Source organism: Clostridium sp. (assembly GCF_032552055.1).
Classification (GTDB): domain Bacteria; phylum Bacillota; class Clostridia; order Clostridiales; family Clostridiaceae; genus Clostridium.
Genome location: NZ_JAWGSV010000350.1, coordinates 1 through 2,495 on the forward strand (window position 1 = coordinate 1; position 2,495 = coordinate 2,495).

Annotated in this window: 3 protein-coding genes; 2 read left to right on the forward strand and 1 reads right to left on the reverse strand. The window is 29.5% G+C overall.

The window, feature by feature from the left end:
* Positions 1 to 213: 213 nt before the first annotated feature.
* A complete protein-coding gene (gene metA / locus E6248_RS15340) occupies positions 214 to 1,140 on the reverse strand; it encodes a homoserine O-succinyltransferase (RefSeq protein WP_316341638.1) in 927 nt (308 codons plus the stop codon).
* Positions 1,141 to 1,269: 129 nt separating this feature from the next.
* Here metA and E6248_RS15345 point away from each other — a divergent pair, with 129 nt between their 5' ends.
* On the forward strand, positions 1,270 to 1,842 hold the full coding sequence (locus tag E6248_RS15345) for a chromate transporter (RefSeq protein WP_316341639.1): 573 nt from the start codon (positions 1,270 to 1,272) through the stop codon (positions 1,840 to 1,842).
* Positions 1,839 to 2,399: a chromate transporter gene (locus tag E6248_RS15350; protein WP_316341640.1), complete on the forward strand. Its 561-nt coding sequence runs from the start codon at positions 1,839 to 1,841 to the stop codon at positions 2,397 to 2,399. The genes E6248_RS15345 and E6248_RS15350 overlap by 4 nt, the downstream gene beginning before the upstream one ends.
* The last annotated feature ends 96 nt before the right edge of the window (positions 2,400 to 2,495 follow it).

Here is a 2,495-nt window from a genome sequence, read left to right on the forward strand (position 1 = left end):
TTATATAATAATATAGTTTTTATATCATTTTTGCAATGTAATTTTTGTAAATAATACTTTTCTTATTCTTTTTTCTAATTTAAAAACCCAGTTTCGCTGATTTTTTCGCCTAAATTTTTATCTGTTAATTATTAATTGCTTATTGCAAAAAGGGCTGTTACGAAAAACAGCCCCGTTATTCATTCTTAATTTTATATCGTGCTACAGCACTCTTTAATATAGTTTATTGATTTTTTCTAATTCAAATGGAGTATTTTGATAGATGCAATAATTTAGCCAATTGCCAAATACTATATTGGCACTTCCCCTCCATTGTACTACTGGTATTTCATCAATATTATCTTTTGGGAAATAGTTCTCGGGGATAGACATTTCCATCCCCTTACTACAGTCCCTTAAGTACTCATCCTTTAAAGTATCCCTATCATACTCTAGGTGTCCTGTAATAAAGACTTGTCTCTTATCACTAGTGGCAATTATAAATGCTCCAGCTTCATCAGATTCTGCTAAAACATCAAGTTCCTTAACCTTTTCTATATCCTCTTTTAAGGTTGTAGTATGTCTTGAGTGAGGTGCATAAAAAATATCATCAAGACCTCTTGTTAAGTCTTCATTAATTTTATTCACCTTATGTGAAAATACTCCAAATATCTTCTTATCTAATGGATGTTTCTCTATATTATAATGATAATATAAAGCAGCCTGCGCTCCCCAACAAATATGAAGTGTTGAAAATACATTTTCCTTACTCCACTCAAAAATTTCTTCAAGTTCCTTCCAATATGCTACATCTTCAAACTTTAAAGTTTCAACAGGTGCCCCAGTTATTATTAACCCATCATACTTTTCATCCTTAACTTCATCAAAGTAATTATAGAACTTTTCTAAATGCTCTATAGGAGTATTTTGTGAAGTATAGGTTTTCGTTTGCAAAAGTGTAACTTCAACTTGTATTGGAGTATTTGATAAATACCTAAGCAATTGATTTTCTGCCTGAATCTTAATTGGCATTAAATTTAATATTGCTATTTTTAAAGGTCTTATATCTTGTGTTTGTGCTCTTTCTATATTCATTACAAATATATTTTCATTAGATAGAACTTTAAAAGCTGGTAATTCCTTCGGAATTTTAATTGGCATATAACCCCCTCCTTATTGAATATTAAAGCATAAATTCCATTATTATAAAAGTATCTTTGCTATTTTATTCCTTAAAGTCTAAATTCAGTATATACTATTAATAGAGTCTTTCTTAAAGGAGGTTGACAATTGGAAAAAAACTTTAAATTTTACTTTAAACTTTTTAAGGTTACTTTTTACGTAAGTTGTTTTAGTTTTGGTGGTGGTTATGTAATTATTCCTTTTTTCAAAAAATATTTAGTAGAAGATATGAAAATATTAACTGAAAGCGAGCTATTAGATATGGCTGCTGTTGCCCAATCCTCACCTGGTGCTATTGCAGTTAACTTATCCTCTCTAATTGGATATAGGTTCTTAGGAATTTCAGGGTCTATTATTACTTGTATAGGTACAGTGTTACCTCCCCTTATAATTTTATCTGTTATATCTGTTTTCTATGATGCATTTAGAAGCAATATTTATATTTCAGCAATCCTTAAGGGTATGGAAGCTGGAGTAGCTGCTGCAATTGTTAACTTAGTAATAGATATGAGCCTTACAGTATTTAAAGAGAAAAACTTACTACTTACTTTATTAGTACCAGTATCTTTTATAGCTAGCTTTTTCTTTAATATTAATGTAATACTAATACTGGTTTTAGGTGCAATACTAAGCTTTGGTCAAGCATTCTTAAGAAAAAGAAGGGAGGCTAATCAGATATGAATATATTATTTGATTTATTTATAATTTTCTTAAAGATAGGTTCCTTTAGCATCGGTGGGGGGTATGCTATCGTACCTTTAATCCAAAAAGAAATTGTTGATACACAAAATTGGCTAACACTTCAAGAATTCACTGATATATTAACTATTTCTCAAATGACTCCTGGTCCCCTTGCAATAAATGCTTCAACCTTCGTTGGAATAAGACTAGGCGGAACCTTAGGTGCTATAGTAGCCTCTTTTGCTTGTGTTATTACAGGTGTTATTGTCTCAATTACTCTTTTTAGATTTTTCAAAAAAAATAGCGATGTAAGTGAGATTTCAAATATTTTAAAGGGGTTACGCTCTACTTCTGTTGGCTTAATAATTGCAGCATCTCGCACAATAATCCTTATATCATTTACTGGCCAATCTAATATTTTTTTTAATTTAAAAACTATCAACTTATTAGCTGTAGGGATATTTGCTGTTTCGATGTTTTTATTAAGAAAATTTAAAATAAGCACCTTAAATATAATTTTACTTTCAGGATTAATAGGCTTATTTTTATATACATAAAAATAAGAAAGGCTGCCCTAAGGCAGCCCCATTAAAAAGTTATTGTAATACTATTATATTAATATAAAATTTATACTTTGCTATTCATATATAATA

Coding starts and splice junctions, on each gene's coding strand:
- metA (WP_316341638.1), bottom strand. CDS start 1,140: ATGCCAATTAAAATTCCGAAGGAATTACCAGCTTTTAAAGTTCTATCT.
- E6248_RS15350 (WP_316341640.1), top strand. CDS start 1,839: ATGAATATATTATTTGATTTATTTATAATTTTCTTAAAGATAGGTTCC.